23 protein-coding genes are annotated in these 26,383 nt (G+C 65.2%); 9 read left to right on the forward strand and 14 right to left on the reverse strand.

Annotated elements, in window-relative coordinates; all coding sequences use genetic code 11:
- Positions 1–25 precede the first annotated feature (25 nt).
- From glmU to T331_RS0112980, 5 genes are read right to left on the reverse strand one after another with little or no spacing between them, the layout of a single operon-like run.
- Positions 26–1,309 carry a bifunctional UDP-N-acetylglucosamine diphosphorylase/glucosamine-1-phosphate N-acetyltransferase GlmU gene (gene glmU, locus T331_RS0112960; RefSeq protein ID WP_026440327.1) on the reverse strand — a complete coding sequence of 428 codons (1,284 nt, stop codon included), beginning with the start codon at positions 1,307–1,309 and terminating at the stop codon, positions 26–28.
- A 2-nt stretch (positions 1,310–1,311) separates the two neighbouring features.
- Positions 1,312–1,632: an NIPSNAP family protein gene (locus T331_RS0112965; protein ID WP_026440328.1), complete on the reverse strand. Its 321-nt coding sequence runs from the start codon at positions 1,630–1,632 to the stop codon at positions 1,312–1,314.
- Positions 1,633–1,643: 11 nt separating this feature from the next.
- Positions 1,644–2,531, reverse strand: a complete 888-nt coding sequence (locus T331_RS0112970; RefSeq protein WP_008491994.1) for a prephenate/arogenate dehydrogenase family protein — start codon at positions 2,529–2,531, stop codon at positions 1,644–1,646.
- Positions 2,524–3,612, reverse strand: coding sequence for a histidinol-phosphate transaminase (hisC, locus tag T331_RS0112975; RefSeq protein WP_144052589.1), 1,089 nt, complete (start codon positions 3,610–3,612; stop codon positions 2,524–2,526). The genes T331_RS0112970 and hisC overlap by 8 nt, the downstream gene beginning before the upstream one ends.
- Positions 3,612–4,472: a chorismate mutase gene (locus T331_RS0112980; RefSeq protein WP_008491997.1), complete on the reverse strand. Its 861-nt coding sequence runs from the start codon at positions 4,470–4,472 to the stop codon at positions 3,612–3,614. Before T331_RS0112980 ends, hisC begins: the two co-directional genes overlap by 1 nt.
- Before the next feature lie 117 nt (positions 4,473–4,589).
- Between T331_RS0112980 and metX the strand changes: the two genes are divergently transcribed.
- Together metX and metW are read left to right on the forward strand one after the other, a co-directional pair.
- Entirely contained in the window at positions 4,590–5,732 is a 1,143-nt protein-coding gene (gene metX, locus T331_RS0112985) for a homoserine O-acetyltransferase MetX (RefSeq protein ID WP_026440330.1), read from the forward strand.
- Positions 5,733–5,746: 14 nt separating this feature from the next.
- Positions 5,747–6,346 (forward strand): methionine biosynthesis protein MetW, encoded by a 600-nt coding sequence (gene metW / locus T331_RS0112990; protein ID WP_026440331.1) that lies wholly within the window; start codon positions 5,747–5,749, stop codon positions 6,344–6,346.
- A 117-nt stretch (positions 6,347–6,463) separates the two neighbouring features.
- On the opposite strand, the gene T331_RS18355 is transcribed toward metW, so the two are convergent.
- Complete coding sequence (locus tag T331_RS18355) at positions 6,464–6,994, reverse strand: septal ring lytic transglycosylase RlpA family protein (protein WP_211248727.1); 531 nt, start codon at positions 6,992–6,994, stop codon at positions 6,464–6,466.
- A 152-nt stretch (positions 6,995–7,146) separates the two neighbouring features.
- Entirely contained in the window at positions 7,147–8,061 is a 915-nt protein-coding gene (locus T331_RS0113000; protein WP_026440332.1) for a LysR family transcriptional regulator, read from the reverse strand.
- Between the two features lie 101 nt (positions 8,062–8,162).
- Here T331_RS0113000 and ilvD point away from each other — a divergent pair, with 101 nt between their 5' ends.
- Both ilvD and T331_RS18360 read left to right on the forward strand, forming a co-directional pair.
- Complete coding sequence (gene ilvD, locus T331_RS0113005) at positions 8,163–10,007, forward strand: dihydroxy-acid dehydratase (protein ID WP_026440333.1); 1,845 nt, start codon at positions 8,163–8,165, stop codon at positions 10,005–10,007.
- A gap of 200 nt (positions 10,008–10,207) precedes the next feature.
- A complete protein-coding gene (locus T331_RS18360) occupies positions 10,208–12,424 on the forward strand; it encodes a GAF domain-containing hybrid sensor histidine kinase/response regulator (RefSeq protein WP_244876959.1) in 2,217 nt (738 codons plus the stop codon).
- 17 nt (positions 12,425–12,441) lie between these two features.
- Here T331_RS18360 and epsC read toward each other — a convergent pair whose 3' ends face one another.
- Positions 12,442–13,383: a serine O-acetyltransferase EpsC gene (epsC, locus tag T331_RS0113015; protein ID WP_008492005.1), complete on the reverse strand. Its 942-nt coding sequence runs from the start codon at positions 13,381–13,383 to the stop codon at positions 12,442–12,444.
- Between the two features lie 290 nt (positions 13,384–13,673).
- On the opposite strand from epsC, the gene T331_RS0113020 reads away from it, so the two are divergent.
- The 5 genes from T331_RS0113020 (at position 13,674) to T331_RS0113040 (ending at position 19,005) form a co-directional block, all read left to right on the forward strand.
- Positions 13,674–15,668, forward strand: coding sequence for a DUF2849 domain-containing protein (locus T331_RS0113020; protein ID WP_026440335.1), 1,995 nt, complete (start codon positions 13,674–13,676; stop codon positions 15,666–15,668).
- Positions 15,655–16,086 (forward strand): DUF934 domain-containing protein, encoded by a 432-nt coding sequence (locus tag T331_RS18365; RefSeq protein WP_051622369.1) that lies wholly within the window; start codon positions 15,655–15,657, stop codon positions 16,084–16,086. Before T331_RS0113020 ends, T331_RS18365 begins: the two co-directional genes overlap by 14 nt.
- Positions 16,087–16,181: 95 nt before the next feature.
- Positions 16,182–17,096, forward strand: a complete 915-nt coding sequence (gene cysK, locus T331_RS0113030) for a cysteine synthase A (protein ID WP_026440336.1) — start codon at positions 16,182–16,184, stop codon at positions 17,094–17,096.
- Between the two features lie 33 nt (positions 17,097–17,129).
- Positions 17,130–18,509, forward strand: coding sequence for an oxygen-independent coproporphyrinogen III oxidase (gene hemN, locus T331_RS0113035; RefSeq protein WP_081822252.1), 1,380 nt, complete (start codon positions 17,130–17,132; stop codon positions 18,507–18,509).
- Positions 18,499–19,005 (forward strand): ferritin-like domain-containing protein, encoded by a 507-nt coding sequence (locus tag T331_RS0113040; RefSeq protein WP_162173903.1) that lies wholly within the window; start codon positions 18,499–18,501, stop codon positions 19,003–19,005. Before hemN ends, T331_RS0113040 begins: the two co-directional genes overlap by 11 nt.
- Before the next feature lie 176 nt (positions 19,006–19,181).
- On the opposite strand, the gene T331_RS18370 is transcribed toward T331_RS0113040, so the two are convergent.
- The 6 genes from T331_RS18370 to T331_RS0113070 form a co-directional block, all read right to left on the reverse strand.
- Positions 19,182–19,883: a CBS domain-containing protein gene (locus T331_RS18370; RefSeq protein WP_051622370.1), complete on the reverse strand. Its 702-nt coding sequence runs from the start codon at positions 19,881–19,883 to the stop codon at positions 19,182–19,184.
- A gap of 246 nt (positions 19,884–20,129) precedes the next feature.
- A complete protein-coding gene (locus T331_RS0113050; protein ID WP_026440339.1) occupies positions 20,130–21,989 on the reverse strand; it encodes a sigma-54-dependent Fis family transcriptional regulator in 1,860 nt (619 codons plus the stop codon).
- Between the two features lie 266 nt (positions 21,990–22,255).
- Complete coding sequence (locus tag T331_RS0113055) at positions 22,256–23,083, reverse strand: ABC transporter permease (protein WP_244876960.1); 828 nt, start codon at positions 23,081–23,083, stop codon at positions 22,256–22,258.
- The gene (locus tag T331_RS0113060; RefSeq protein ID WP_008492016.1) at positions 23,080–23,940 is read right to left on the reverse strand and encodes an ABC transporter permease; all 861 of its coding nucleotides are present in this window, start codon (positions 23,938–23,940) and stop codon (positions 23,080–23,082) included. Before T331_RS0113060 ends, T331_RS0113055 begins: the two co-directional genes overlap by 4 nt.
- Before the next feature lie 12 nt (positions 23,941–23,952).
- The gene (locus tag T331_RS0113065) at positions 23,953–25,179 is read right to left on the reverse strand and encodes a polyamine ABC transporter substrate-binding protein (RefSeq protein WP_026440341.1); all 1,227 of its coding nucleotides are present in this window, start codon (positions 25,177–25,179) and stop codon (positions 23,953–23,955) included.
- Positions 25,180–25,201: 22 nt separating this feature from the next.
- Positions 25,202–26,311: an ABC transporter ATP-binding protein gene (locus T331_RS0113070; RefSeq protein WP_026440342.1), complete on the reverse strand. Its 1,110-nt coding sequence runs from the start codon at positions 26,309–26,311 to the stop codon at positions 25,202–25,204.
- Positions 26,312–26,383: the final 72 nt, after the last annotated feature.

The raw sequence follows: 26,383 nt of genomic DNA on the forward strand, positions 1-26,383 counted from the left end.
CGCCGTTTCGGCGCCGATCATAGCTTCAGCCCTTGCGCGGCTTCGTCACCTGGCGGGCGCGGCCGAACGCCACGGCCTGTTCTGGCACATCTTGCGTGATCACCGACCCGGCCGCGATCAGCGCCTCATCGCCGATGCGCACCGGCGCCACCAGCGCGCTGTTCGAGCCGATGAAGGCTTTCGCGCCGATCACGGTCTTGTGCTTGGCCTTGCCGTCGTAATTGCAGGTGATCGTGCCCGCGCCGATATTGCTGCCAGGGCCGATCTCCGCATCGCCGAGATAGGTCAGATGATTGGCCTTCGCGCCCTTGCCGAGCTTCGCCGCTTTCAGCTCGACGAAATTCCCAACATGCGCGTCCTCGCCGACCTCCGCCCCCGGGCGCAGCCTTGCATAAGGGCCGATCACGGCGCCGGTCTTCACGCTGCACCCTTCGAGATGCGAGAACGCTTTGATCTCCACGCCCCCCTCGATGGCGACGCCAGGGCCGAAGACGACATGCGGGCCGATCACCGTATCGGCGCCGATTTGCGTATCGCCTGCGAAAAACACCGTATCCGGGGCCTGCAATGTCACGCCGTCGCGCATGAAGCGGCTCCTGGCGCGGCTCTGAAAGGCCGCCTCCGCCAGCGCCAGCTCGGCGCGCGAATTCACCCCGAGACATTCATCATGCGCCGCGTCCAAGGCCGCGACATTGACGCCCTCCTGGCGGGCCAGTGCGACGATGTCGGTGAGATAGAACTCGCCTTTCGCATTGTCGTTGCCCACCCGCGCGAGCCAGCGTCTCATATCCGGGCCCGAAGCCGCCATGCCGCCGGCATTGCAGAAGGTGATCGCGCGCTCTTGCGGGGAGGCGTCATTATATTCGACGATGCGGGCGAGATAGCCGCCCTCCATCACCAGCCGCCCATATTTCGCCGCATCCGGCGGGGTCATGCCCAGCAGCGAGAGGCCGGCATCACCCTCCCGCAGGCGGGCCAGCAGGGCGCGCATGGTCTCGGCCGAGACCAGCGGGTTGTCGGCATAGAAAATCGCCACCGGCCCGTCGCCGAAATAGGGTTCCGCCTGCCGCGCGGCATGGGCGGTGCCCAGCCGCTCGGCCTGGATGGCCACCTGATGCGGGGCCGCCAGCGCCGCCAGGGCCGGCATGTCCGGCCCGATCACCACGACGATCCGGTCGAACACCTGCTCCGCGGCGCGGATGAGATGCACCAGCATCGGCTGCCCGGCGATCTTGTGGGCGGCTTTCGGCAGGCTGGATTTCATCCTCGTGCCAAGCCCGGCGGCGATGATGATGGCGGTGCTCTGCATGCTCATTTGGCGGCGAAAAACGGCGTTTCCCGCGCCAGCTTGTTCTCCATCGAGAGGAACCCGTCCAGCTTCGCCGTTTCCGCCAGGAACTGCGCCCATCCGGGTTCCTTTGCCATGGCGTTGCGCCGCGCCTCGCGGTCAGCCTGGCTCTGATAGCGCCAGATATGCACCACCTGATGCAGCTCGCCCTCGATCGTCGTGTAGAACCCCAGGCATTCGCCCAGATGCTTTTTCTGCAGCGGCCAGGCCAGCTCCTCATAGAGTTTCAGCCAGGCGCCCATCTTGCCGGGCTGGAACTTATAGGTGCGGATATCCACGATCATCTCTGGCGTCCTCAGGCTTGTTTGATATCGATCAGGCTTTTCCGGATCTTGCGGCCCCGGTTGATCTTATCCTCGATATAGTCGGTATCGCCCCAGCGCACGGCGCGGGCCATGGCCTGCGCGTCCTCGGAGAAGCGCGAGAACATCTCCAGCAGCGCGTCCTTGTTGTTGGTGAAGATGTCGCGCCACATCACCGGATCGGAGGCGGCGATTCGGGTGAAATCACGAAACCCGGTGGCCGCGAATTGCAGCACTTCCTCGCGTGTCTCGTCCGCCAGATCATCCGCGGTGCCGCAGATGGTGAAGGCGAGCAGATGCGGCAGATGCGAGACGATGGCCAGCACCCGGTCATGATGCGCCGCCCCCATCCGCGCCGTGCGCGCGCCCAGCACCCGCCACAAGGCTTCGATCTTCTGCGCCGCCGCCTCGTCCATGCCTTCGATCGGCGTCAGCAGGCACCAGCGCCCCTCGAACAGATTGGCCAGGCCCGCATCCGGGCCGGAAAACTCGGTGCCCGCCATCGGATGCGCCGGCACGAAGGCAACCCCCGCCGGCACGAAGGGCAGCACATCGCGGATCGCCGATTGCTTGGTCGAGCCGACATCCGAGAGGATGCAGCCCGGCTGCAGATGCGGCGCGATCGCCGCCGCCAGCCCAGCGAAGCTGCCGACCGGCGTGCAGAGGATGACCCCATCGGCGCCGCTGACCGCCATGGCGGCATCGGCGCAATAGACATCGCCAAGCCCCAGCTCCTCGGCGCGCTGCAGATGCGCCGGATTGGCATCCGCGATCACCAGCTGCCCGACCGTGCCAGGATGCAGCTTCAGCGCCCCGGCGATGGAGGCGCCGATATGGCCAATGCCGATCAGCGCCAGACGGTTGAATAAAGGCTCAGTCATGACAGAACTCGGTCAGAATTTCCGCCACCCGGCTGCATTCCGCCGATGTGCCGATGGTGATCCGCAGGCAATGCGGCAGGCCGTAGGATTTCACCTGCCGGACGATATAGCCGCGCTGGCGCAGATAGGCATCCGCGGCCGAAGCCCGCTCGACGGTGACGAAATCGACCAGGATGAAATTGGCCTCGGACGGGATGACCTTGAGGCCGCTCTGGGTCAGGCGCTCGCTCAGGCGGCGGCGTTCGATGCCGTTATGCGCCCGGCTGTGTTCCAGCCAGCCTTCCTCACGCAGCGCCGCCATCCCGGCGGCGGCGGCGAACACATTGATGTTGAAGGGCGGGCGGGTGCGGTTGAGCACGTCGATCACCGCCGCCGGCGCGTAGCACCAGCCCAGCCGCGCGCCGCCCATGCCGAAAATCTTTGAGAAGGTCCGGGTCATCACCGTGTTGTCGCCGGCATCCACCAGCTTCACCCCGGCATCGTAATCCTCGCGCTCGACATATTCGGCATAGGCGGCATCCAGCACCAGCAGAATATCCGCCCGCAGCCCGGCGCGCAGCCGCTCCACCTCGCCTTGCGCCAGCATCGTTCCGGTCGGGTTATTGGGGTTGGCGATGAACACCATGCGCGTGGCGGGGGTCACCAGGCTCAGTATGGCATCGACATCGGTGGTCAGCTCACGCTCCGGCGCCTTGATGACCGTGCAGCCCGCCAGCTTGCCGGAAATCTCATAGATCGAGAATCCGTGCTCGCTCATGATCAGCTCGGTCCCCGGTCCGCCATAAGACTGGATCAGCAGGGTCAGCACCTCGTCCGAGCCATTGCCGCAGACGATGCGGTCCGGGTCCAGCCCGAATTTGGCGCCAATCGCCGCGCGCAACTTGCCGCTGCTCCCATCGGGGTAGCGATGCATGCCGGAGGCGGCCTCCGCCATTGCTTTCAGCGCCCCTGGCGGCGGCCCGAACGCGCCCTCGTTGGATGACAGCTTGACCGGATGCTCGAAGCCCGCGAGCTTGGATTCACCACCGACATAGGACGCCACGGAGAAAATCTCCGGCCGCGCGACAGGGCTGCTCATGATCAGGCGGTCTCTTCCAGCGGCAACGCATAGCCGCCGACAACGCGCGGCGGCGTCTCCAGCCCGGCAATGGCCGAAAGGCGCGGGTCGCTGTCAGCGATCAGCCCGGTCACTTCCAGCAGCGCCAGCACGCCGGTATCGCCCGCCAGCCGTTTGACCCAGAGCGCCGTCGGGTCGAAGCCGGCGGCCTTGACCAGCTCGATCAGCCGGGCCCGCGAGGCCTCGGCGCCGAAGCGCAGCAGCAGCAAGCCGCGATCAGAGCCGCTCGGGTCCGGGGGCACGGTCGCCGCCACCAACGCCTCGCCCAGCGGCAAGCCTTCGGCGCGATGCGTCCAGAACGGGAGCTTGGCGATGACATAAATCGGGGTTCCGTTCGAGGCCAGGAGCTGCCACCAGCCGCCTTGCGCATCGTCGCCTTCGCCCAGCGGCGGCAGCACGCCCAGCTGCGCGCCGCCCTCGCGGGTGAGGTCGGACAGGGTCTGGGCGGGGTTGTGATGCCGGCGCACCGGCGTCAGCGGGCCGAAATGCTCCCGCGCCAGGGCCAGGCGGGCCTCGCCGCCTTCGCCGTCGCAAACCGCCATGGTCTGGCCGCCCTCGATGATCAATGCGGCACCGAACATTTCCCGCCAGATCCGCACGATGGCCTGTGCCGGCCAGGCGCCCTGATGGCGCGCCAGCAGCCTCCGCAGAATGACGGCTTCCCGCCCGGGGCGGATCTTGGTGCCCTTTTTGCCGCCCTGGCTGGCGACATTCTCGACCACGCGGGCCCGCTGCATCAGCAGATCATGGATCTGATCATCGATCGCGTCGAGTTCAGCGCGCAATTCGGCCAGGCGCGAGGCTGGAGAGGGCAGGTCGTTCATCACGCGTGTAGATACCCCAACCAGCCCAACCCCGCCAAGCCATATCCGGCAGTTGTTCTTCCATGTCAGGATGGGGATTGCGCCTTGGGGAGGGCCAGCGCATATGCGATTGGCAGAATGGACCAGACGCCGGCCTCTACCGATTTCCCGCATCAATGCGTGACCTTCCCCGAGGGAGTCATGCTCGATTGCGGTCGCGCCTTGCCCAGCGTGACCGTGGCCTATCGCACCTATGGCACGCTGAATGCCGCGAAGAGCAACGCGATCATGATCTGCCATGCGCTCACCGGCGATCAATATGTCGCCGAGCAGAACCCAGAGACGGGCCGGCCCGGCTGGTGGGAGCGCGTCGTCGGCCCCGGCGCGCCGATCGATACCGACAAATATTTCGTCATCTGCTCTAACGTCCTCGGCGGCTGCATGGGCTCCACCGGCCCGCGCTCGCCGCGCGGCGAGGCGCCCGGCGAGCTCTGGGGGCGGGATTTTCCGGTCATCACCATCCATGACATGGTGCGGGTGCAGAAGCGTCTGGTCGAGCATTTCGGCATCCGCAAATTGTTCGCGGTCATCGGCGGCTCGATGGGCGGCATGCAGGCCTTGTCCTGGGCGGTGCAATATCCGGAGATGCTCTACGCTGCCGTGCCGATCGCGGCGGCCTATTACCATTCCGCCCAGAACATCGCCTTTCACGAAATCGGCCGGCAGGCGATCTTCGCGGATCCGGCCTTCTGCAACGGCCATTACTGGGCCCAGGGCGTGCGGCCCGAGCGCGGCCTCGCGGTGGCGCGGATGACGGCGCATATCACCTACGTCTCCGAAGAGGCCCTGACCCGGAAATTCGGCCGCAAGCTGCAAAATGCGGAAGGGTTATCGGCGTTGGGCGAGCAGTTCGCGGTGGAAAGCTATCTGCAATATCAGGGGTCGAGCTTCGTCACCCGATTCGACGCCAATTCCTATCTCTCGATCACCCGCGCCATGGATCTGTTCGATCTCGCCGGCGATCATGAAGGCGGGCTGTCGCAGGCCTTTCGCGGCGCCAGCGCGCGTTTCCTGCTGGTCTCCTTTTCCTCGGACTGGCTGTTTCCCACCGCGCAGAGCCGCACCATCGCGCGGGCGCTGAACCATGCCGCCGCCAACGTGTCCTTCGTGGAAGTCCAGTCCGACAAGGGGCATGACGCGTTTCTGCTGGATGAGCCGGATTTCCACGCCACGCTGCGCGGCTTTCTCGTCGGCTGCGCCGAACATGCGGGGCTGGCATGAGCGGGGCCAAGAAAATGCGCGTGGATCTGGCCTTGATCGCGGCCATGGTGCAGCCCGGCTCGCGCGTGCTCGATGTCGGCTGCGCGGAAGGCCAGCTCATCGAACATCTGATCCGCGCCAAGCAATGCGACGCGCGCGGCATCGAGATCGACATGCAAGAGGTGCAGCGCGCCATCTCGCACGGGCTGCCGGTGATGCAGGGCGATGCCGATACGGAGCTGGTGACCTACCCCGATCACGCCTTCGATTACGTCATTCTCTCCCGCACACTGCAGGCCGTCGAGCAGCCGCGTGAGGTGCTGCGGCAGATGCTGCGCATCTCAACCCACGCCATCGTCTCCTTCCCGAATTTCGGCCATTGGAATCTGCGCCTGCAGCTGCTGCTGCGCGGCCGCATGCCGATGACGGCCAACTGGAACCGGATGTGGTTCGAGACGCCCAACATCCACCCCTGCACGATCCGGGATTTCTTCGATTTGTGCGATGCGGATGGGTATGTCGTCGAGGATTGGCAGGCAGCGGATGAGGAAGGGCGCCGGACCCCGTGGCGCCGCTCGGCGCGTCTGGCCAATCTGTTCGGCGAGCAGGGGCTGTTTCTGCTGCGTAAGGCCTGAGGCGAGAGCAATATGTGTTTATCTTGACGCGCCAGCGTCAAGATAAACACATGAAATTGTTCGCTAAAACAAAACCTAGAGCATCAAGCTAAAAGCTTGATGCTCTAGCCGTAAAATTTAGCGGTTATCCACCAGCATCACCGGGGTCACGTTCACCTGGGCAACGCCCAGATTGACCAAACCAAGCTGCGCCGCGGCCCCTTCGGAAAGGTCGAGGATACGATGGCCTTGCGGCATGCAATCATTCACCCGCACGATGATCGAGCGGTCATCCTGGCCATCATCCGCCAGCGAGACGCGCACCCGCGTCCCCACGGGAATGCTGGGGGAGGCGGCGGTCATGCCATCCTTGCGGAACACTTCACCGGTGCAGGTCCGGCGTAGCCCCGGGCCCGGCTTGTACCAGGAGGCCGTGCCGGTCAGTTCCGGGCCGGCATCCACCAGCTGCGGCGCGCGCGGCGGCAGCACTGGCGGCGGCTGCGCGACGCTGACTTGCGGCGCTGCGGCCGGCGGGGCCGGGGTGGCGCAGGCCGAGAGCAGCCCGGCCCCCAGGATCATGGCGCTAACAGGCGCAAGGCGCAGCCGGGCGAAACCGGTTGGGGCGCGAGGCGTGGGGGCGTTCATTTCCATGCGTTTGTTGTTGGTCAAGAATGAGGCTTTTGCATGGCGTCAGCCTCTTGTCGAATCGAAATTCGGGCAGGTGATGCGGCAATCCGGCCGAATATTTTAAGGTCGAAGCGTAGAAAACTGAATTTGCAGATAACCGTCCGGCGCAAATAAAATCCGTCCCCGGCGCGGGCTCAGTTTGGATCGTCGGCGATCGCCTCGGCCAGCTGCAGGAAATGCCGGAGACTCGGCGCATCGTCATCCGTCCGCCATGCCAGCCCGGTCTCCAGCACCGGCGCATCGCCCTGCAACGGGCAATAGCGCACGCCGGTACGGGCAAGATGCCGCAGTGAGGCCGGCACCAAGGCGATGCCCAGCCCGGCCGAAACCAGGCTGATGATGGTCTGCATTTGCGTCGCGAACTGGGCCACGCGCGGCTCAACGCCGTGGGCGCGGTAGAAGCCGAACACCAGCTCGTAGAAGGACGGCGCCATCGGCTGCGGGAAAATCACCAGAGGCGCATCCAAAATCCGCGCCGGCGGCAGGCCGTCCCCCTGAAGCCGCACCCGGCCGGAGGCGATCCAGTCCTCCGGCAGCGCCACCAGCAAGGGCTCGCGCAGCAGCCGCCTATAGGTGAGGGACGCCGGAAGGCCGCCATGTTGCGGGGCGATGATGATCCCCGCCTGCGCCTTGCCATCCTGCAGCAAGGCGATCTGAACATTGCTCGTCGCCTCCGTCAGGGCGATGTCGATATCCGGGTAAAGCGCTGAAAACCGCCGGACCAGCGAGGGCAGCACGGAATAATCGGCGGTTGAAACGAAGCTCAGGGACAGCCGGCCCTTGGTGCCGAGAATGAGCTGCTGCGCGATCTCACCCAGCGCGTCGATGCCGCTGATGGCCTGCCGCACATGCCCGAGCCAGGCGGCGCCGAAGGCGCTCAACGCCACGCTGCGCTTGGTGCGGATGAACAGCGGCGCCCCCAGCTCGCCTTCCAGGGCGCGGATGGATTGGCTCAGCGGCGGCTGGGTCATGTTCAGCCGCCGCGCCGCCCGCCCGAAATGCAGCGTCTCCGCCACCGCCAGAAATTGCCGCAATTGCCGGACGTCCATTTACTGATATGTCCCACGACCTAGTCTGGTTGAAATAATATATTTTACCTCCGCTGGGAACGGGTTTAATGGGGCAGGAAACGCGAAACCCGGAGATAACCATGCCCGCCTATCGTTCCCGCACCACCACCCATGGCCGCAACATGGCCGGCGCCCGCGGGCTCTGGCGCGCCACCGGCATGAAGGATGGGGATTTCGGTAAGCCGATCATCGCGATTGCCAACAGCTTCACCCAGTTCGTGCCCGGCCATGTGCATCTGAAGGATCTCGGCCAGCTGGTCGCCCGCGAGATCGAGGCCGCCGGCGGTGTGGCGAAGGAATTCAACACCATCGCGGTGGATGACGGCATCGCCATGGGCCATGACGGCATGCTCTATTCGCTGCCCTCGCGCGAGCTGATCGCCGATGCGGTGGAATATATGGTCAACGCCCATTGCGCCGATGCGCTGGTCTGCATCTCCAATTGCGACAAGATCACCCCGGGCATGCTGATGGCGTCCTTGCGCCTGAACATTCCCACCATCTTCGTCTCCGGCGGGCCGATGGAGGCCGGCAAGGTGGTGGTGAAGGGCAAGTCCCGCGCGCTGGATCTGGTCGATGCCATGGTCGTCGCCGCCGATGACAGCTATTCGGACGAGGAGGTGCAGACGATCGAGCGCTCCGCCTGCCCGACCTGCGGCTCCTGCTCCGGCATGTTCACCGCCAATTCGATGAACTGCCTGACCGAGGCGCTGGGCCTGTCTTTGCCCGGCAACGGCTCAACGCTCGCCACCCATGCCGACCGTGAGAAGCTGTTCCGCGAGGCCGGGCATCTCATCGTCGATCTCGCCAAGCGCTGGTATGAGCAGGACGACGCCACGGCGCTGCCGCGCGGCATCGCCAGCTTCAAGGCGTTCGAGAATGCGATGAGCCTGGATATCGCCATGGGCGGCTCCACCAACACGGTGCTGCATCTGCTCGCCGCCGCGCAGGAAGGCGAGGTGGACTTCACCATGGCCGATATCGACCGCCTCTCCCGCCGCGTGCCCTGCCTGTGCAAGGTCGCCCCGGCGAAGAGCGATGTGCATATGGAAGATGTCCACCGCGCCGGCGGCATCATGTCCATCCTGGGCGAGCTGGAAAAAGCCGGGCTGATCGACGCCTCGCTGCCGACCGTGCATGCGAAGACCCTGGGTGAGGCGTTGAACCGCTGGGACATCACCCGCACCAATTCCGAGGAGGTGAAAAACTTCTTCAAGGCCGCACCGGGCGGCGTGCCCACCCAGGTCGCCTTCAGCCAGTCCGCCCGTTGGGATGATCTGGACACGGACCGCCAGACCGGCGTGATCCGCAGCGCCGACCATCCTTTCTCCAAGGATGGCGGGCTGGCGGTGCTGTTCGGCAACCTGGCGCCGGAAGGCTGCATCGTGAAAACCGCCGGCGTGGATGAGAGCATCCTCACCTTCACCGGCACGGCGCGGGTGTTCGAGAGCCAGGATGCCTCGGTCTCCGCCATTCTCTCGGGCGTGGTGAAAGCCGGCGAGGTGGTGGTGATCCGCTATGAGGGCCCGAAAGGCGGGCCGGGCATGCAGGAGATGCTGTACCCGACCAGCTATCTGAAATCGAAAGGGCTGGGCAAGGCCTGCGCGTTGATCACCGATGGCCGTTTCTCCGGCGGCACCTCGGGCCTGTCCATCGGCCATGTCTCGCCGGAAGCGGCGGAAGGCGGGCTGATCGGGCTGGTGGAAACCGGCGATCGCATCCTGATCGACATTCCGAATCGCGGCATCACGCTGGATGTGCCGGATGAGGTGATCGCCGCCCGCCGCGCCGCCCAGGATGCCAAGGGCTGGAAGCCGGCGGAGGCGCGCAAGCGTCATGTCTCCCCGGCGCTGCGGGCCTATGCCGCGATGACGACGAACGCCTCCCGGGGCGCCGTCAGGGATGTCAGCCAGGTCGAACGCTAACATTTTAAGTTATAACGCCATGAAAAAGCGCCTTTATCGGCGCTTTTTTTGTTTTTGTCCGGGTCAGATCGTGTCAAGATAAAAATTAAATTGCGCTCATTTCCGGAAAAGCCTTAACAATTTCATGGGGAACGAAGCTGGCACCGCCGTGCCAGCCTACGTGATGGGGTGAAAAAATTGTGGAAATTTTCGGGGGACGCTTGAGCCGTTTGGACCAGAGCGAAGCCTTGCGGGCCGCGCAAAGCCAGCCCGGCCCGCCTTTGGGGCCGCAGGCGGGCTGGCCATACGGGCTGCGCCTGGCCGCGCGGCAATGTTTTTCATCCCCCTTGCCGACGGCGATTTACTGGGGCCCGGCGCAGCTGATGCTGTTCAACGATAAATGGGCGGCCCTCCATAATGTTGATCGTGACAGCCTGCACGGCTTGCCCGCCGCCATGGTCTGGGGCGAGGGCTGGGGGCGGATCCAAAGCCATGTGCTGAAGCTGGACCAGCAGGAGCATGTCGATTTCGAGCAGCTGCATGAGGTGCCGGGACGGGAGGGGCAGAGCGCGCTGTGGCAATATCGTCTCTCTCCACTCCATGACGAGTGCGGCGGCGTGGCGGGCATCTTTGAGCAGGGCCAGGAATTCAGCGCCCAGGCCCTGGAGGATGAGCGCCACGCCCTGGATATTCTAAGCCGGATTGCCGCGGCGACCATCGTTGAGAAAAATCCCGAGACCATCGTGCAGCTGGTGACCGATGCGGGGGTGGAGCTGACCGGCGCGGCGTTTGGCGCGTTTTTCTACCATATCACAAATGAAGCCGGGGAGCGGATGATGCTCTACACCCTCTCCGGCGCCCCGCGCGAAGCCTTTTCGCATTTTCCCATGCCGCGCCGGACAGCCCTGCTGACCGCGACCTTCGAGAGCACCGAGATCATCCGGATCGACGATATCGCCGCCGATCCTCGCTACGGCCATAACGCCCCGCATAGCGGCATGCCGCGCGGGCATCTGCCGGTTGCAAGCTATATGGCGGTGCCGGTCGCCTCGCGCGAAGGCGGCGCCATCGGCACAATGCTGTTCGGTCATCCGCAACGCGCCCAGTTCAGCGTCCGGCATGAGGCGCTGATGCGCGGCCTCGCCGGCCAGGCCGCGATCGCGATTGAGAATGCCCGCCTGATCCAGCGTGTCAGCGACGCCAATGAGACGCTGGAGCAGCGCGTCGCCGAACGGACGCGGGAATTGATGGACGCGCATGAGGCGCTACGCCAGGCTCAGAAGATGGAAGCGGTCGGCCAGCTCACCGGCGGCATCGCGCATGATTTCAACAATCTGCTGCAGGGCATCAGCGGCAGCCTGGAAATGCTCGAACGCCGTCTGGCGCAAGGGCGGACGAGCGGGCTGGAACGGTTTCTGCACGGCGCGCAGGCGGCGGCGCAACGCGCGGCCGCCTTGACGCAGCGTCTGCTCGCCTTCTCGCGCCGCCAGACCCTGGATCCGCGCCCGGTCGATGTCGGCCAGCTGGTCGCGGGCCTCGCCGATCTGATCCAGCGCGCCGTCGGCCCGTCGATCCGGCTTGAGGTGCTGGCCCCGGCCACGCCGCTGCGCGCCGCCGTGGACAAGGCGCAGCTGGAAAGCGCGCTGCTCAACCTCGCCATCAATGGGCGCGATGCGATGCCGGACGGCGGGCGCCTGACCATCGAGGTCACCACACGTTGGCTCGATGGCCGTAACGCCCGCGGGGCCGAGATCGCGTCCGGCGAATATCTGGCGATCTGCGTGTCGGATACCGGCAGCGGCATTCCGAAGGAGCTGCTCGGCCGGGTCTTCGATCCGTTTTTCACCACCAAGCCCATCGGCCAGGGTACCGGCCTGGGGCTTTCGATGGTGCATGGCTTCGTCCGCCAGTCGGGCGGGCATGTGGAAATCCACTCCACGCCAGGGCTGGGCACGATGGTGCTGCTCTACCTGCCATGCCATCATGGCGATGAGATCGCCGAGCCCGCCGGCGCCGCTGATCCAGTGCTGGAGGCGGGGAAGGGGGCGCGTGTCCTGGTCATCGACGATGAGGCCGTGGTCCGCGCCCCGATCGTCGCGATGCTGCAAGAGGCCGGCTATAAGGTGGTCGAGGCGGAGGATGGGGCGAGCGGCCTGACCCTGTTGCGCAACACCCCGCAGCTGCAATTATTGATCACCGATGTCGGCCTGCCGGGCGGGTTGAACGGCCGTCAGGTCGCGGATGCGGCGCGCCAGCTCATGCCCGGCCTGAAAATCCTGTTCATCACCGGCTATGCCGAGCAGGCCGCCCTCGGCACAACGGCGCTGGAAGAGGGCATGGCGCTGTTCGCCAAGCCCTTCGCCATGTCCAACCTCGCCGCGCAGGTGGCCGACATGCTGCGCGCGCCACCAAGCGCGGCGGCCAGGATCAGCGCTTGATGCTCTAAACGCTCACATCACGCGCCGTCGGCGAGGCGGTTCTGCGCCTGGGAGACGAAGCTGCCGGGCGGCACCGAGCGGGTGAGCCAGACATTGCCGCCGATCACCGAGCCCTTGCCGACCACCACACGGCCCAGAATCGTCGCCCCGGCATAGATCACCACATCATCCTCGATCACCGGATGGCGCGGCTCGCCTTTCACCAGCGCGCCGGTCTCGTCCTCGGTGAAGCTTTTCGCGCCCAACGTGACATGCTGGTACAGGCGGACATTCTCGCCGATCACCGCCGTCTGGCCGATGACCACGCCGATGCCGTGATCGATGAAAAAATGCTGGCCGATCTGCGCCTCGGGATGGATGTCGATGGCGGTTTCGGTCTGTGCGATGCTGGCCAGCAGGCGCGGCACCAGCGGCGCCCCCAGCCGGTAGAGAGCGTGGGCGAGACGATGATGAATGACCGCCCGGATGCCCGGATAGCAGAGCAGGATTTCAGCCAGCGAGGTCGCCGCCGGATCACCGGCATAGGCCGCCTGCAGATCCCCGACCAGCGCCGAGCGGATCCCCGGCAATTGCGCGGCGAAATCGCGGACAATGTCACAGGCCGCGCACTCCGCCTCTTCAAACCGCGCCTTGTTCTCCGGCGCCAGAAACAGCAGCCCGCGCCGCACCTGCTCGGTCAGCGCCGCCAGGGTCCGGGTCAGGGTCAGGCCGACGAAATAATCGATGGTCTCATCGGTCAGGTCCGGGCAGCCATAATGGCTCGGGAACAGCGCCGCGAACAGCCCGTCGCGGATCCGCATCAAGGCCTCGCGGGAGGGTAGTTCACGCACATGGCCGCGATAACGGATCTTGTGCGTCACCTCCCGCGAATGCCGCAGCCCGGCGACGATGGCCGCGAGATTTGAAGCGTTGGTCTGCGCCGCGCTGGTGATGTTTGGCGTCTGGTCGTCGATGCCCATTGGCAGGCCCCGGTGCAATTGGCGTGTGGCGGGGGATGCTAGAACCCTGGCAGGGGCCTGTAAACCGCGCCCGCCCGCCAGCTTCTGGTTCCGGCCGAATCGGGAGGATGTTTCAGCCTTCCGGCTTGCCGCAGGAGGCTTTCGCCGCCAATGGGCCTGCTATGGCAAATCCGTCTCTGATTTTTCATTCATTCTTGGGTGTGTTAGAAATATTTTTCTTGCGATGGGTTGCGCCGCCGTCGCGTTCGGGTGCTCTGGCGCGCATTTGTGGATGAGAAGCGGGTTCGGATATGGCGTTGCAAGTGATCACGGGGAACCGGTTGGCGGATGGCGTTTCCGTTTGGTTTGCGGGGGCTGAGGGCTGGGCGGAACATGTCGAGCAGGCCTGCGCCTATGCCGCGCCGGAGATCGAGGCGGCGCTGGCCCAGGCGATGCCGCCGGATGCCGAGTTGCAAGTGGTGGAAATCCGCGCCGTCGAAGTGGTGCGGGAAAATGGCACGCTGATGCCCGTCGCCCACCGCGAACAGATCCGCGCCCGCGGCCCCTCGGTGCGCGCCGATCTGCCGGCTGGCGTCTGGCGTGACCCGGCCGCGCCCCTGCCGCCGCTGCCGACCGCGCACTCCTCCTCGCCCTTCGCGGGGATCTATCGCTATGACGAATATGACCGCGACTTCCTGCGCCAGCGCGCCCGCGAATTCGGCGCCATGGTCGAGCGCCGCCGCAAGGGCGAGCTCTCGGAAGAGGAATTCAAGCCGCTGCGGCTGATGAACGGCGTCTATCTGCAGCTGCACGCTTATATGCTGCGCATCGCCATCCCTTACGGCGTGCTCAGCGCCACCCAGCTGCGCCAGCTCGCCTACGTGGCCCGGCATTATGATCGCGGCTACGGCCATTTCACCACCCGCCAGAATATCCAGTTCAACTGGCTGCGGCTGGAGGATGTGCCCGCCGCCCTGGCGGCGCTGGCCGAGGCCAATATTCACGGCATCCAGACCAGCGGCAACTGCATCCGCAACACCACCACCGACGAATTCGCCGGCGCCGCCGCCGATGAAATCGTCGATCCGCGCCTCTATGCGGAAATCATCCGCCAATGGTCCACCGACCATCCGGAATTCACCTACCTGCCGCGGAAATTCAAGATCGCCATCGTCGGCGCCGGGCATGACCGCGCGGCGGTGCGGGTGCATGATATCGGTATCGAGGCCTACCGTAACGCCGAGGGCGCGCCGGTGTTCCGCATCTTCGCCGGCGGCGGGCTGGGCCGCACCCCTTATGTCGCGGTGAAGCTGCGCGAGGATCTGCCGGTGCCGGAATTGCTGCGCTATTGCGAGGCGATTCTGCGCGTCTACAACGCCCTTGGCCGGCGCGACAATATTTACAAGGCGCGCATCAAGATCCTGATCCGCGAGATGAAGCCGGAAGCCTTCATCAAGTTGGTCGAGGACGAATACGCCGCCCTGCCGGCCGATTACTGCCTGCTCACCGACGAGCTGGTGCAGGCGGTGGCGGCGCGCTTCCCGGCACCCGACCTGCCCCGCCAGGATGGCGGCGTGCTGAAGGCGGCGATGCTGGATGACCGCGCCTTGGCACGCTGGGTGAAGCAGAACACCCACCCGCACAAGGCCCCCGGCTATGTCTCGGCGGTGATCTCGCTGAAGCCGGTCGGCGGCATTGCCGGCGATGCCAGCGCGGATGAGATGGATATCGTCGCCGATCTCGCGGATAAATATTCGCTGGGCGAAATCCGCGTCTCGCATGTGCAGAACCTAGTGCTGCCGCATGTCGCCAAGGATGATGTGCCGGCTCTGTTCAAGGATCTGGTCGCCGCCGGGCTGGCCGAGGATAATATCGGCCTGGTCACCGACATCATCGCCTGCCCGGGCATGGATTACTGCGCGCTGGCCACGGCCCGCTCCATCCCCGTCGCCCAGCGCATCGCCGAGCGTCTGGCGCCCCGCCAGCATGAAATCGGCACGCTGCATGTGAATATCTCCGGCTGCATCAATGCCTGCGGCCATCACCATGTCGGTCATATCGGGCTGCTCGGCGTCGATAAGAATGGCGAGGAGGTCTATCAGATCACCCTCGGCGGTGCCGCCGACGAAAAAGCGGCCATCGGCAAGATCATCGGCCCCGCCGTGCCCACCGCGCATGTGCCCGACGCCATCGCGGCGCTGATGGATGCCTATCTCGCCGTCCGCGCGCCTGGCGAACGGTTTATCGACACCTACCGGCGCCTGGGCGCCGCGCCTTTCAAGGACGCCATCTATGCCACTCATTGACCGCAAGGCGGCTGAAATCGCCGACCCGCAGGGCCTGACCCTCTATCCCGCCGCGGACCTCCCCGCCTCCTTGTCGGGCCCGTCGGGCGTCATCCTGTCGCCGGATGCGGATTTGGCGCTGCTGGCGCCGCATCTGCCGGCTTTGGCCGTGGTGACGATCACCTTCCCGAAATTCCGGGACGGGCGCGGCTTCACCATCGCCCGGTCACTGCGCCAGCATTACGGCTATGCCGGCGATATCCGCGCCACCGGGCATTTCCTGCCGGAACAGTTCGGCTTCCTGATCGCCTGCGGCTTCACCAGCTTCGAGACGCCGGCAACCCACGGCCCGGCGCAGTTCGCGGCGGCGCTGGCGGCGCCGCATCAGCCCGGGCAATTGCTGCGCCGGACCCTGGGCCGCGCGCTGGAGCCGGTCTGACCCCTGCGCCCTTGCATGTTGGCGGCTTGATCGCCAATTTCGGCAAAACCCAAGGCCATGCAGGGCGCTGCTGGCCATAACCCGGAGACCGCCAGATGCCTGTTCAATCCGTCCTGGAGACCATTGGCAAAACCCCGCATATCCGCCTCTCGCGCCTGTTTCCCGCCGCGCAGGTCTGGGTGAAATCCGAGCGCGGCAATCCGGGCGGGTCGATCAAGGACCGCATCGCCCTGGCGATGATCGAAGCCGCCGAGCGTGACGGCCTGCTCAAGCCGGGCGGGCTGATCATCGAGCCGACCTCCGGCAATACCGGGGTCGGGCTGGCCCTGGTCGCGGCGGTGAAGGGCTACCGGCTGATCCTGGTGATGCCGGAGAGCATGTCGCTGGAGCGCCGCCGGCTGATGCGCGCCTACGGCGCCAGCTTCGATCTCACGCCCAAGGAAAAGGGCATGAAAGGCGCCATCGCCCGCGCCTTGGAGCTGAAGGCCGAGCATCCCGAGGCCTTCATCCCCCAGCAATTCGAAAATCCGGCGAATATCGAGGCGCACACCCGCACCACCGCGCAGGAGATCCTGGCTGATTTCCCGGACGGGCTGGATGTGATCATCACCGGGGTCGGCACGGGCGGGCATATCACCGGCGTCGCCGAGACGCTGAAACAGCATTGGCCGCAGTTGAAAGTCTTCGCCGTGGAGCCAGCGGCCTCGCCGGTGCTCTCCGGCGGCGCGCCCGCCCCGCACCCGATCCAGGGCATCGGCGCCGGTTTCGTGCCGGAGAATTTCCATGCCGGCGCCATCGATGGCGTCATCACCGTCCAGGGCGATGACGCCAAGGATTACGCCCGCCAATCCGCGACCAAGGAGGGGCTGCTTGTCGGCATCTCCTCCGGCGCCACGCTGGCGGCCATCGCCCAAAAGCTTCCTGAGCTGCCGGAAGGCGCGCGCATTCTCGGCTTCAATTACGATACCGGCGAGCGCTATCTCTCGGTCCCGGATTTCCTGCCGGATTGACCTTCCTCAAGGCGGGCGGCAGGTCAGCATGTCATGGCTCCGGCCATGACCCATGCCGATCTGATCGCCCGCTATGATGGCCGCGTGCCGCGCTATACCAGCTACCCCACCGCCCCGCATTTCTCCGCGGAAATCGGCGCGGCGCATTATCAGCGCTGGCTCGCAGCATTGCCGCCAGCCTCACCGCTCTCGCTCTATCTGCACGTACCCTTCTGCGACCGGCTCTGCCTCTATTGCGGCTGCCATACCAGCGTCGCCCGGCATGAACGCCCGAAACGCATCTATGCGGAGGCGCTGGCGCGCGAGATCGGCCTGCTGGCCGATATTCTGGGGCAGCGCGCGCGGGTCAGCCAGATCCATTGGGGCGGCGGCACGCCGACCGCGCTGCCGGATGACTGCCTGACCACATTGATGGCGTTGCTGCGCACGCGCTTCGATGTCGCCGCGGACGCGGAAATCGCCATCGAGATCGACCCTGTGGCTCTGTCATCGGACAAGCTCGCCACGCTGGGCCGGATGGGGATCAACCGCGCCAGCCTCGGGGTGCAGGATTTCGACGAGGCGGTGCAGGCCGCGATCGGCCGGCCGCAAAGCTTCGCGCAAACGCAGGACGCCGCAGACGGGCTGCGCGCCCTCGGCGTCACCTCCCTCAATCTCGATCTGATCTACGGCCTGCCGCTGCAAACCGAAGCCTCGGTGGCGCGCACCGCCCGCCTGGCGCTGGCGCTCTCGCCGGACCGCGTCGCGGTGTTCGGCTATGCGCATGTGCCCTGGATGAAGAAGCACCAGGCGCTGATCCCCGAGGCCACCTTGCCGGACTCGACCGCCCGCTTGCACCAGGAAACCGCGATCCGGCAGGTGCTGGAACAGGAAGGCGGGCTGCTGCCCATCGGCCTCGATCATTACGCCCGGCCCGAGGACGAGATGGCCCAGGCCTTGCGGGCCGGCGCGCTGCAACGCGGGTTCCAGGGATATATGGTCGATGCCGCGCCGGTCCTGCTCGGGCTTGGCGCCAGCGCCATTGGTGCGCTACCTGGGGGCTATGTGCAGACCCAGCCGCGCATTCCCGCTTACGAGGAAGCCGTCTTCAACGGCCGCCTGCCGATCGTGCGCGGCTTCGCTCTGCAGCCCGATGACCGGCTGCGCCGCGCCGTGATCGAACGCATCATGTGCGATCTGGCGGTGGATCTGCCGGCCGTCGCGGCTTTGTTCGGAGCGGACCCGGCGCCGCTGCTGGCGGATGCGCAGCCGCTCTCCGGCTTCGCCGCCGATGGTCTGGTCGAATGGAATGGCCGGTCTCTGCGCGTGACGGAACCGGGCCGCCTGTTCGTGCGTAATGTCGCCGCCTTGTTCGACCGTTACCTGACCCGCGATGCCAGCCAGCCGCAGCCCCGCCACGCCCGTGCCGTCTGAGCCGCCGCCTCTCTCATTCGCCGCACAGATCGCCGCCTTGCGCGAGGAGGCGGGGCGGTTGATCCGCATCCGCCCGATCCCCGCCGAGACCGGCCTCGCCTTGCTGAAACTGCTGCATCAGGTCGAATTGCTGGCGGCGCGGCGCTATGAGCTGCTGCTGGCCCGCCCGGAACAGATCCCCTCCGAGATTCTGCGCGAAACCCTCTCCCGGCGCGAGGCGATGGAACGCCGGCACGCCGCGCAGCTGACCCAGCGGCTGGAAGCGCTCGGCAGCAGCCCGCCGCCCGCCGGCGAGCTGATCGCCCGCGAGGCCGGCGATACCTTGCCGGTCGTCGTCAGCAGCCTTCTGGCCAAGCGGGACATGGTGAAACTCTACCGCGCGGCGATCCGCTTCCTGGCCCCGCGCGACAAAGGCAGCGCCGCCTTGCTGCGGCTGATTTTGGAAGAGGAAGAGGCGCATATCGCCGCCATGCGCAGCCTAGTGGTGCCGCGCTGAGGCCTGGCTTCCCCAGCTGAACCATCCCCAATATGCCCGCTGCCGATGATCGGGAAGAAAAGACCCTGCCATGAGCTTCATGACAGGGCCAAGTTTGGGGAGTGTATCCGCTTTGGGATAAAGATCTTATGCGCGGTTGCGCGCGTAACGTCCTTGATCCAGATCAAGCCCTGATTTTATTCTGCCTCCGCCGCGAAATTCATCACGCTCCGCGACACCACAAGTTGATCCTCGACACTGACCACCCCGGCGATATTGGCCGCCAGAATGCACAGCGCCCGGGCTTCCTGCGGCGAGCCGACATGGCCGGCGATGCGCACCGCGCCGTTGCGGACCTCAAAGGAAATACCCTGCCGCGGCGCCCAGGGCTCCGCCGCCATTGCCTGCGCGATCGCGGCGCGGATCTGCTCATCCGCAGCCTCTTGCGGCGCTTCATCCAGCAACGGCGCCAGGGCGCGCAGAATATCGAACCGGCACAGCATCCCGACGAGCGTCTCGCCCTGCAGCACCGGCAGGCGCTTCACCTGTTTCTGTCGCATCAGATCGGCGGCCTTGGCCAGCGGTAGATCCGGGCGCACGAAACTCGGGTTGCGCGTCATCACATCGCCCACCTGCCGGCCATGGGTATGCGCATAATCCGCCGCCAGAATCTCCGCGCGCATGATGCCGCGCATCCAGCCAGCCTGCTTGCCGCAGGTGCCAAGCTCGGGCCGGTGCAGCAGATCGCCTTCGCTCAGTATGCCCACCAGCCGCCCGGCCTGGTCCAGCACAGGCAGCCCGCTGATTTGATGGCTCACCATCCACCCGGCGGCGGTGGCAAGGCTGGTTTGGGGATCGATGGCGACCACATCCCTGGTCATGACATCCGCGACGATCATTGGGGCCTCTCATGTAAAACGCCGCCAGGATATCCTCCTGGCGGCGTCTCAGCCCTTGATTCGTGTCAAACCAGCCCAGCCGCAGACAGCATTGCCGGAAGCCGGAGGCCGGGCGCACACTGGCGCCCCCCCGGCGGTTAGAGCAATATGCGTTGCGGTTGACGCGGCAGCGTCACCCGCAACGCATGAAATTGCTCGCCAAAACATAAGTAGAGCGAGTGGGTGTAAACCCATCTCGCTCTAAATTCAGTGCGGGCGCATCGCCGCCAGGCGCCGGTAGAGCGTATTGCGGCTGATCCCCAGGGCCCGCGCGGCCGCGGCGATATTGCCGCCCGCCTCCGCCACGGCACCGGCAATCACCGCATCGGACTGGGCGCGCAGCGTGCCGTTCTGCGGCTCCGCCCCCAGGCTCGGCATGCTCGGCTGCTGGCTGGTCAGCTCCAGCATCGCCTCCTCGCTCAGATGATTCAGCGTCATCTCGGTCTCATCTTCGTCGAGCATTAGGCAGGCGGTGCGCAGCATGCCGGCAAGCTGGCGCAGATTGCCCGGCCAGCGGTAACGCGCGAAGGCCGCGGCCAGTTCCGGCGCCAGGGCGGGGGCGCCGCCGCGTCGTCCCTGCGATTCCCGCTCCAGGATCCGCGCGATCAAGGCCGGCAGATCCGTCCGCTCGCGCAAGGGCGGCAGCGAAATCGCCAACCCGTTGAGCCGGTAATAGAGATCCTCGCGGAAGCTCTTCTCGGCGATCCGGGTCGAGAAATCCGCATGGGTGGCGCTGACCAGCAGGAAATCCACCGCCACCGGCTTGCCGCCGATCGGGGTGACGACGCCTTCTTCCAGCACCCGCAACAGCCGAGTCTGCATGGAAAGCGGCATATCGCCGATTTCATCCAGGAACAGCGTGCCGCCATGCGCCTCGCGGATGCGTCCCGGCGCGCCATCCTTGCGGGCGCCCGTGAAGGCGCCTGGCGCATGGCCGAACAGCTCGGCCTCGATCAAGGTTTCCGGCAATGCCGCGCAGTTCACCGCCACGAAGGGGCCGCTGGCGCGCGGGCCCGCCTCATGGATGGCGCGGGCGAAATAATCCTTGCCGGCCCCGGTCTCACCTTGCAGCAGCACCGGCACCTTGCGCCCCAGCACCCGCCGCAACTGGCTGATCGCCTTGGTCACCCGTGCATCGCCGGTATCCAGCGCATCCAGCGCGTCGGTCTTCGGCACTTCCGGCTGCTGCGTCGCGGCGGGACGGCGGATCAGCGGGGCGCGCATCTGATCGACCGCCAGAAACAGCGTCTCGCCCCGGCGCGGATGCACCATCAGCGGCCCGCCATGGGTGCGCCGGTCCAGCTGAATGAGGTCGCGCAATGTCAGGCCGAGATAGCGGCTGAACTCCTGGGTGCCGATATCCTCCGGCCGCAATCCCAGCAGCGCGAAGCCGGAGCGGTTGGCGCCGAGAATCACCCCTTCCTCGTCGATGGCGATCGCCCCTTCCATCATGCTGCCGAGGCATTCGGAGGAATAATGGAAGCGCAGCTTGGTATGGTTGATGAAGGAGATCTCGAAAATCCGGTTCTCGATCATCTGCGCCGCGGCCCGGACCAGCCCGAACGTATGCGGGTGATAGCGCCGGGAATCGCAGGAAATATCGATCACCCCGAGCAGATGGCCACCCGGCTCGGTCAGCGGCGCCGCCGCGCAGGCCAGGAAGCTGTTATGGCGCAGATAATGCTCGGTGCCGTTGACGACGATCGGCTTGCCTTCGATCAGCGCGGTGCCGATGGCGTTGGTACCGCGCGCATCCTCCGCCCAGCACGCCCCCTGGGTGAGCGCCACCTTCGAGGCGCGGGTGCAGAAATCGAGATCCCCAGCGGATTCGAGCACATAGCCGGTTTCGTCGGAGAGCAGCATGATACAGCCGGAATCTTTGATCTGGCTGAAAAAATAATCCATCACCGGCCGCGCCTGGGTGATCAGCGCGGCATGGCGTTCGGAGGCGATCCGCCGTTCCGAGGATGAGAGATGCGGAAAATCGGTCCGGTTCTGCTCCGGGGTCAGCCCGGCGGTTCGGCAACGCTGCCAGGAGCGGCTAATATCTCCCGGGTCAACCCCCAATCCGGAGGCGTTGGGGGAGGATGGCTTCTCAGTCGACGCGAGGCGAAAAGGTTGCATGATGGGGTCGCGTTCCTATCCCGTCTAATCTTATTATATTTAGGTACTTATGCACCTTTCGGGCTTCAGCCCTTCTCTCCATGATGTGTGGTAAGAGCGGGCAGATAGGTTTGCAAGTGAAAAATGCGCCAGCCCGGAACGGCCAGGTGGCGCATTTTACGGCAGTTTATGTGTCCAAACGATCCGGAAAACCCTACGGCGAAGACGATCTACGCCGCCGATTTGCGATGCGCGATGGCGGAGTTGATGACCGCCAGCACCACCCCGCCAGCGAAGATGAAGGTGGACAGGACAAAGACCTGCGGCGGAATGCCGACTTTCACCGCGCCATAGACCCAGAGCGGGAAGGTGAGGGTCTGCCCGGCGACGAAGGTGGTGATGATTAGATCGTCGATGGAGAGCATGAAGCAGAGCATGCAGGCGCCGACGATCCCGGGCAGGATCAGCGGAAAGGTCACCGTCCAGAACGCCACCCACGGCGTTGCCCCCAGATCCGCGGCGGCGCGGTCCAGCGCGCGGTCCAGCCCGGAGACACGGGCGCGGATCACCACCACCGCGAAGGCCAGGTTGAAGGCGACATGCGCGATGAGAATGGTCAGCAGCCCGCGCGGCAGGTTGAGCGCCAGGAACAGCGACAGCAGCGAGGCGCCGACCACCACCGCCGGTGCGGCGATGTCGGCGAAAATGACGATATCCGTCGCCGTCTTGCCCCAGAATTTATGCCGCGCCAGCGCCAGCGCCAGCGGCGTGCCGAGGATCGCCGAGATCAGCGCGCTGCCGATCGCCACTTCCAGCGAGTGCTGCAGCGCTCCGGTCAGATCCTGAATGGCGAAGGCATCGCCGTAATTGGCCAGGGTGAAATGCTGCCAGTTGAGCGCGATGCGCCCGCCCGGCGCGAAGTTGAAGCTGAACACCACCATCACCACGATCGGCAGCATGGTGTAGATGATCATCGCCCAGGTGAAGCAGGCGAGGATGCGCTCGCCGAGGCGGCTGGGTTTGTGGGCGGAGGGCATCCGGGCTGTTATCGTGCTCACGCCGCATACTCCTGGATCGCGTCGGTGCCGAAGGCTTTCGAATAGAGCAGAATGGCGATCATCAGCATCAGCATCAGGATCGAGGAGAGCGAGGCGGCCAGCGGATAATCCTGGCTCTGGAAGAAGGCATCCTGGATCACGTTGCCAACCATGTAGGTGCCCGGACCACCGAGCAGTGCCGCATTCACATAATCGCCGACATTGGTGACGAAGACCAGCAGGAACCCGGCGAAAATGCCCGGCGCCGAGAGCGGCAGGATGATCTTGATGAAGGCGGTCGCGGGCGCGGCGTAGAGATCATTGGCGGCGCGCACCAGGCGCCGGTCGATCTTTTCCAGCACGACATAAAGCGGCAGCACGTAATAGGCGAAGCTGTTATAGACCAGCCCGCCGATCACCGCCCATTTGGTCGAGAGAATGCGAAAGCTCTCCGGCAGAACGCCGAGCGCCTTCAACGGCCCGAGCAGGAAGCCCTGATCGGACAGGATGAATTCCCAGGCCAGCACGCGGATCACGAAGGAGACGAAGAAGGGCAGCATGATGATGAACAAGTAGGTGCTCTTATGCCGCCCGGCATAGAAGGCGATCCAGTAGGCCACCGGGTAGGAGATCGCCAGCGTGATCACGGTCGAGGCCGTACCGTACCAGAACGACCTGACGAAGGAGCTCTCATAGCCAGTGAACGCGCCGATCACCTCCTGGTAATTGTCGGACATGGTGTAGCCGGAAATCGGATCGCCGACGGCCAGCGCCATGCCCAACATCGAGGCGAGCGGGATCAGAAAAAACGCCAGCAGATAGACCCAGCTCGGCAGGCTGAGGAGATAAGGTGCCAAAAATCCGCGCGCCTGCCGCATGGGTCTCTCCGTTCAGCTCTGGACGATCGGGTTGAAGATGTTGTTCCACTTCATGTAGTCGGCATAATTCTTGAACGCGTAATATTCATGCACGCGCGCCAGCTCCGATTGCGGCGGGAAGACCAGCGGCGAATTCGCCACCGCCGGGTCCTTGATGACGTTGAGGATGTAATCCTTCGCCGCCGGCACCGGGCAGATATAGTTCACATAATCCTCGACCATGCCGGCCACTTCCGGCGTGTAGTAATAATTCATCCATTCCAGCGCCGAGAGCGGGTTCTTGGCGCCGACCGGGATGCACATATTATCGTGCCAGATCACCGCGCCCTGCTTCGGCACGACGAATTTCAGATCCTTATAGCCCTTGGAATTGGCCTGATAGATGTCGCCGGACCAGGCCATGGTGATCCAGATATCGCCATTCTCCAGCGCGTTGATGTAGCTCTGGTCGTAATATTGGCGCACCAGCCCCTTGGCCTTCTGCTCCTTCAGCGTCGCCGCCGCCTTTTCCCATTCCGCCGGGGTCGAGGTGGTCGGGTTGATGCCCAGCTTCAGCAGGCCGGCACAGCCCAGCTCCTGCACGTCGGAGAACATGCCGACATGGCCGGCGAAGGCCGGGTCCCAGAGATCCTCATAGCTGGTGATCTCGCGCTTGGTCATTTTCGGGTTATAGGCGATGCCGGTCAGGCCGGACTGCCACACCATCGTATGCTTGTTGCCGGGATCGTAAGGCGGGTTCTTCACGCTGGGGGCGGCGTATTTGTCGAAATTCGGTACTTTCTCACGCCAGATCGGCACCAGGAATTTCTGCATCAGCAGCTCGGTGAGATACCAGCCATCGGTCATCACGATCATGTCGTAGCCGCTCGGCTGGCCGGATTTCAGCACCGGGGCGATCTGCGCGTAGAACGGCGCATCCTCCTGGATCACCTCTTTATAGGTGACATTGATCCCGGTCTGCTTCTCGAACGCGTCGATCGAGGGGCGATCCTTGCCGTCGGTCGAGGTGTCGATATAGAGCGGCCAGTTGGCGAAGACGAACTCCTTGGTCGGCTTCTGGCTGGCCCACCAGGCCTTCCAGTCCTTCACCGTCTCGGCGCGGGCGAGCTGCGGGGCCAGGGCCGCCATCATCGCCGCCCCGGCGCCGCGCATGAAATTCTGCCGGCTCAGCCGCGGCTGCGTCATGCCGCGATAGAAGGCCTGCATCGATTTATCGCCGCTTTGATCGTCTTGGCTCATGCTACTCTCCTTCAGATTGGATTTAAGTGCCGGTGACCGCGAATGTGTGGGCCGGATTCCAGGTGAGGCGGACGGCGCTGCCGGGGGGAATATCCTCCTGGCGGCCGGAATTCTGGGCATAGACGCTCAGCGCCCGCCCGGTCTTGCTCTCCATTTCATATTGCCGGCTGACCCCGAGATAGACCGAAACGCCGGCAATCGCCTCGATCTCGTTCCACCCGTCGGGGCGTGGCTCGCCGGGCTGCAGAACATGGAATTTCTCCGGCCTGACGCCGATTTTCACCTTGTCCCCGGCGATTTGCGCCAGCACCGCGCGCGGCAGGGTGATGATCGCGCCATCCTCCAACGTCACCTGCGCCTGCGCTCCGTTCTGGGCGGTGATGGTGCCGGGCAGCAGGTTGGAGGCGCCGAGGAAGGAGGCGACGAATTCCGTCGCGGGATGGTCATAGACATCGGCCGGCGTGCCGATTTGTTCGATCCGCCCCTTGGACATCACCGCCAGCCGGTCGGACATCGCCATCGCCTCTTCCTGGTCATGGGTGACGAACAGGAAGGTGATGCCCACCTCGCTCTGGATGCGCTTCAGCTCGATCTGCATCTGTTTGCGCAGCTTCAGATCCAGCGCGCCGAGCGGCTCGTCCAGCAACAATAATTTGGGTTTGTTGACCAGCGCGCGGGCCAGGGCGACGCGTTGCGCCTGGCCGCCGGAGAGCTGGCCGGGCTTGCGCTTGGCGAAGCCAGCGAGATCGACCAGTTCCAGCATTTCATTGGTGCGCCGGGTCACCTCGTCGCTCTTCACCCCCTTGCGGCGCAGCCCGAAAGCGACATTCTCGAAAATCGTCAGATGCGGAAACAGCGCATAGGACTGGAACACGGTGTTCACGTCGCGCTTATAAGAGGGCTGGCGGCTGACATCCTCGCCATCGAGATAGATCGCCCCGGCGCTCGGCGACTCAAAGCCGCCGATCATCGACAAGGTCGTCGATTTGCCGCATCCCGACGGCCCCAGAAGCGAGAAAAACTCCCCCCCTTCGATGCTCAGGGAGATATTGTCGACAGCCGTCCAGCCGCCAAATTGCTTGATGACATTTTCCAGCCTGACATCATGGCGGGTCGATGGCGCGGGGATCATGCGGAGGCTCCGGCGAGGGGGGCGGGGATGGGCGACACATCGCCTGATGGATTAAGCGGCTGGGAGATGCCG

The organism is Acidocella facilis ATCC 35904 (genome assembly GCF_000687875.1).
In the GTDB taxonomy this organism is placed as follows: Bacteria; Pseudomonadota; Alphaproteobacteria; order Acetobacterales; family Acetobacteraceae; genus Acidocella; species Acidocella facilis.

Bases quoted from the DNA above. Each gene is read 5' to 3' on its own strand.
- glmU (WP_026440327.1), bottom strand. From the start codon at position 1,309: ATGCAGAGCACCGCCATCATCATCGCCGCCGGGCTTGGCACGAGGATG.
- T331_RS0112965 (WP_026440328.1), bottom strand. From the start codon at position 1,632: ATGATCGTGGATATCCGCACCTATAAGTTCCAGCCCGGCAAGATGGGC.
- T331_RS0112970 (WP_008491994.1), bottom strand. From the start codon at position 2,531: ATGACTGAGCCTTTATTCAACCGTCTGGCGCTGATCGGCATTGGCCAT.
- T331_RS0112980 (WP_008491997.1), bottom strand. From the start codon at position 4,472: ATGAACGACCTGCCCTCTCCAGCCTCGCGCCTGGCCGAATTGCGCGCT.
- metX (WP_026440330.1), top strand. From the start codon at position 4,590: ATGGACCAGACGCCGGCCTCTACCGATTTCCCGCATCAATGCGTGACC.
- metW (WP_026440331.1), top strand. From the start codon at position 5,747: ATGCGCGTGGATCTGGCCTTGATCGCGGCCATGGTGCAGCCCGGCTCG.
- T331_RS0113000 (WP_026440332.1), bottom strand. From the start codon at position 8,061: ATGGACGTCCGGCAATTGCGGCAATTTCTGGCGGTGGCGGAGACGCTG.
- ilvD (WP_026440333.1), top strand. From the start codon at position 8,163: ATGCCCGCCTATCGTTCCCGCACCACCACCCATGGCCGCAACATGGCC.
- epsC (WP_008492005.1), bottom strand. From the start codon at position 13,383: ATGGGCATCGACGACCAGACGCCAAACATCACCAGCGCGGCGCAGACC.
- T331_RS0113020 (WP_026440335.1), top strand. From the start codon at position 13,674: ATGGCGTTGCAAGTGATCACGGGGAACCGGTTGGCGGATGGCGTTTCC.
- T331_RS18365 (WP_051622369.1), top strand. From the start codon at position 15,655: ATGCCACTCATTGACCGCAAGGCGGCTGAAATCGCCGACCCGCAGGGC.
- cysK (WP_026440336.1), top strand. From the start codon at position 16,182: ATGCCTGTTCAATCCGTCCTGGAGACCATTGGCAAAACCCCGCATATC.
- hemN (WP_081822252.1), top strand. From the start codon at position 17,130: ATGGCTCCGGCCATGACCCATGCCGATCTGATCGCCCGCTATGATGGC.
- T331_RS18370 (WP_051622370.1), bottom strand. From the start codon at position 19,883: ATGATCGTCGCGGATGTCATGACCAGGGATGTGGTCGCCATCGATCCC.
- T331_RS0113060 (WP_008492016.1), bottom strand. From the start codon at position 23,940: ATGCGGCAGGCGCGCGGATTTTTGGCACCTTATCTCCTCAGCCTGCCG.
- T331_RS0113065 (WP_026440341.1), bottom strand. From the start codon at position 25,179: ATGAGCCAAGACGATCAAAGCGGCGATAAATCGATGCAGGCCTTCTAT.
- T331_RS0113070 (WP_026440342.1), bottom strand. From the start codon at position 26,311: ATGATCCCCGCGCCATCGACCCGCCATGATGTCAGGCTGGAAAATGTC.